Source organism: Nitrospinota bacterium (assembly GCA_009873635.1).
In the GTDB taxonomy this organism is placed as follows: Bacteria; Nitrospinota; Nitrospinia; order Nitrospinales; family VA-1; genus LS-NOB.
On record WAHY01000031.1, the window covers coordinates 13513 to 16817 of the forward strand.

Genomic DNA, 3305 nt, shown 5'->3' on the forward strand with positions numbered 1-3305 from the left:
AACTCCAGATTCATCATGGAAAGACTCACCCGTTGAAGTTCCAGCACCAATTGTTAAGGCATTTACTGAAGTACCATTGAAGCTTTGGAGCAATATATGGCTGAAGCGGTGCCGGAAAGCCCCAACGGCCCTGCCGGGTTAAATGGTTACTTCAGTGCCTGGGTCGATCTTTTATCCGCTGAGGATAGAATCCAGATAACAATACTCATTAACTTTCCCAAAGAAGTCGCTTGTGGTATTTACGAAGAAATATTCGGAGAAGTAGATATCGAACAAGTATGCGGCGTAGCTCAAGAGCTAACTAATATTATTGGCGGTATCGTCAAACCAAGAATTTCTTCATTTTCAAGAGACATAGCAAATTTAATATATGACTCTAATGATATAAGAGACGGAATTGAACTGGTTTGGGATTTAGGTCTTCCTGAGTCCAAGATGGGAGAAGATCATTCTCAAGACATCGCACCGAATGGAGTTCCCAAGTTTCACGTTCCTTTTAAGATTAAAGATCAGACTTTTCATCTTGTTGTACTTATTCAAAAGTATTGATACCTGTTTTAGGCAAAATCCCTGCTTAACCGCAAAATATTTTCAATATTCCCGCTATAATTGAATAACAGGTTGCAACACCTACACCGCAGCACCCCACAAAAAAACCATATATATCAAATAATTACACCACCCCCTGTCCGCCCGGAAAAATCAGGTTATCTGTAAGGGCTGGTCGTAGAAACCGACAAAAGTTTCAATATATATAAGTTTTTATATAGAATAGGTCCAACAAGGTTAGATTATAGTTAGATTTAAAATTGCAGGGTTTTAAGGCTGCGGCAAAGGCAACTCTCTTTGCTTTGATATTTTCAGGAGATAAATAGTGAATACCCGTTCAAAAATTCTTCAAGACGTTCAGAACTATTACGGAAAAGTACTTAAAACCAAAAATGATCTTCAGACCAGCGCATGTTGCGCGGCAGATACAATGCCCGCATACCTGCGTCCATACTTGAAAAATATACATGAAGAGGTACAGTCCCGGTTTTATGGTTGTGCCTCTTCATTTCCTGCCAGTATTTATGGAAAAACAGTCGTTGATCTCGGATGTGGTTCTGGTCGGGACTGCTACCTTCTAGCCCAGCTGGTAGGACCAGATGGTATGGTCATCGGTATTGATATGACCGATGAACAACTTGCTGTAGCCAGAAAGCACGTCGACTTTCATACCAACAAATTTAATCTGGATAAACCCAACGTAGACTTTCGAAAAGGCTGGATTGAAGATCTCAGTTCCGCAAATCTTGAAGATAATTCTGTAGATGTCATTATTTCCAACTGCGTGATCAATCTCTCTCCTGATAAAGAAAGTGTATTTCGTGAAATTTTCCGGGTTCTCAAACCTGGAGGCGAGTTGTACCTTTCAGATGTTTTTTCTGGACGACGGGTACCGGAACCACTGACCACTGACCCCGTCTTACTTGGCGAATGCCTTGGGGGAGCCCTGTACATAGAAGATTTCAGGCGAATTTTAACAAAAACAGGTGTTCTTGATTATCGAGTGATCACCAAAAACCAGTTGACTCTTAACAACGAGGACATCCAGCGCAAAGCAGGCATGATTGACTTTTATTCTATGACCGTGCGTAGTTTCAAATGCGATTTCGAAGATATATGCGAAAACTTTGGTCATGTCGCCTATTACAAAGGTAGTATTCCAGAGTTCCCACACGGGTTCACTCTTGACGATCATCATTATTTTCAAACAGGTATTCCCGTTCCAGTTTGTGGCAACACAAGCAAAATGCTCAGCGATACCCGTTTCAGTGAGCATTTTGATATCCAGGGAGATTTTACAACCCATTATGGACCCTTTGACTGCAGCTCACCGCAAGCTCAGGAAGGAATCTCCGCAATAAATAATGGCGCATGTTGTTAGACACCTTATATGCAGTAAACTATAGCTCTATTTGAGTTGGGTGAATGGCAAGTCAGACCATCGATATATTATGCAGCCAGTGCGGGGGTTTTATACTTCGATATCAAAAGAAAGGCTCGGGTCAACTGATAAGACTCTACCTCAACCGAGTCGTTAAACCCAGTTCACTTACAGAGTTAAGATCCATTTCAAACAAGTCAGATCTCCCCACATTGAAATGCGAAGACTGTGGAAACCGAATAGGACTGCCTCAAGAGGGAGGTACCTTCCGTATGTTAAAAGGCAAATTCAGGAGAAAGGCTGCAAAATAGAAGTTCGTCTACACAACAATGATCCTATAACTTCTTCATCATGATGAATATGGTCGAGAGTATCATTTAGGTAAAGCAGAAGCTCCTGATTTAACAAGAAGAACGAATAATTCATCCAAAGTCTTAGCTAATTTAATGAGTGCACCAATATAGGTCTTTCAAATTGGTGGAATCCGCAATTTTTTATCAGAAGTCTTTAGGAGATAAATCTATTTAATTCAAACAATTCTGAAAAAATAATGATGGGCAGCCAAAGTAATTGTATATTGAACGATCATAATACAGGCAAAAGGGATAAGGCTGGTTGTAAGAATTCCCATAACGGCAAACAAGGCAAGTAAAAAAAGTGGAAGGTCAAGACCATTCCACCGCCAAAGGAGCAACAAAATTTTTATTTTCTCAAAGCACGCCTTGCGCTGCTCAAAGGTCAAATCCGCTTTTGGGGGTCGACTGCCTGTTTCCATTTGGCTCAAAGAATCCCATTGGCCCCGAAAAAAGAATTGTTGAACCTGCATATAATAAAAATATATCACCAATACCCAGGACATTTTTTTCTGAATTTTTTGACTGGTACTTTGAATTTCCTTTTCCACTCCATCATAGCCATGTATTAATAAGGGAACGAGACTTTGTTTACAATAATCATAAGAAATAGCCCGCAATATGATCATCCCCGCAATGATTTTCAAGACAAGGGCATGTTGAGGGTATCCCCGAATAAGCCCATACACCACAGCAAGGTAGGCAAAATATCCTGCTATTCCATCAATCAGCCTTCCCCAGTCACTTGCCATATTTTTGGCTCGAGCCAATTGTCCATCCACACAGTCCAGCAACAAAGTAACTTCCAGCAAAACTCCTCCTATCACTAGAGAAAGCGCACTGGCAAAACTAAACGCGTAACCGGATGCAAATCCAACCAGAACAGAAAAGTAGGTCACCTGGTTTGGAGTCACTGGTGTATTTTTCAAAAAACATACAAATTGATTGGCAATAGGGTCCTGTATATAACGATTAACCGGCTCAACCAAGTCTATGCGGGATCGCGCCTCACTCATCTACTA

The 3305-nt window shown here is 41.0% G+C and carries 3 protein-coding genes; 2 read left to right on the forward strand and 1 reads right to left on the reverse strand.

The features are described 5' to 3' along the window. The first annotated feature begins 96 nt into the window (after positions 1 to 96). Together F3741_11875 and F3741_11880 are read left to right on the forward strand one after the other, a co-directional pair. On the forward strand, positions 97 to 549 hold the full coding sequence (locus F3741_11875; protein MZG31478.1) for a hypothetical protein: 453 nt from the start codon (positions 97 to 99) through the stop codon (positions 547 to 549). A gap of 430 nt (positions 550 to 979) precedes the next feature. Beyond that, entirely contained in the window at positions 980 to 1930 is a 951-nt protein-coding gene (locus F3741_11880; GenBank protein ID MZG31479.1) for a methyltransferase domain-containing protein, read from the forward strand. A gap of 529 nt (positions 1931 to 2459) precedes the next feature. Here the strand turns inward: F3741_11880 and F3741_11885 are convergent. Next, complete coding sequence (locus tag F3741_11885; GenBank protein MZG31480.1) at positions 2460 to 3299, reverse strand: CDP-alcohol phosphatidyltransferase family protein; 840 nt, start codon at positions 3297 to 3299, stop codon at positions 2460 to 2462. Positions 3300 to 3305: the final 6 nt, after the last annotated feature.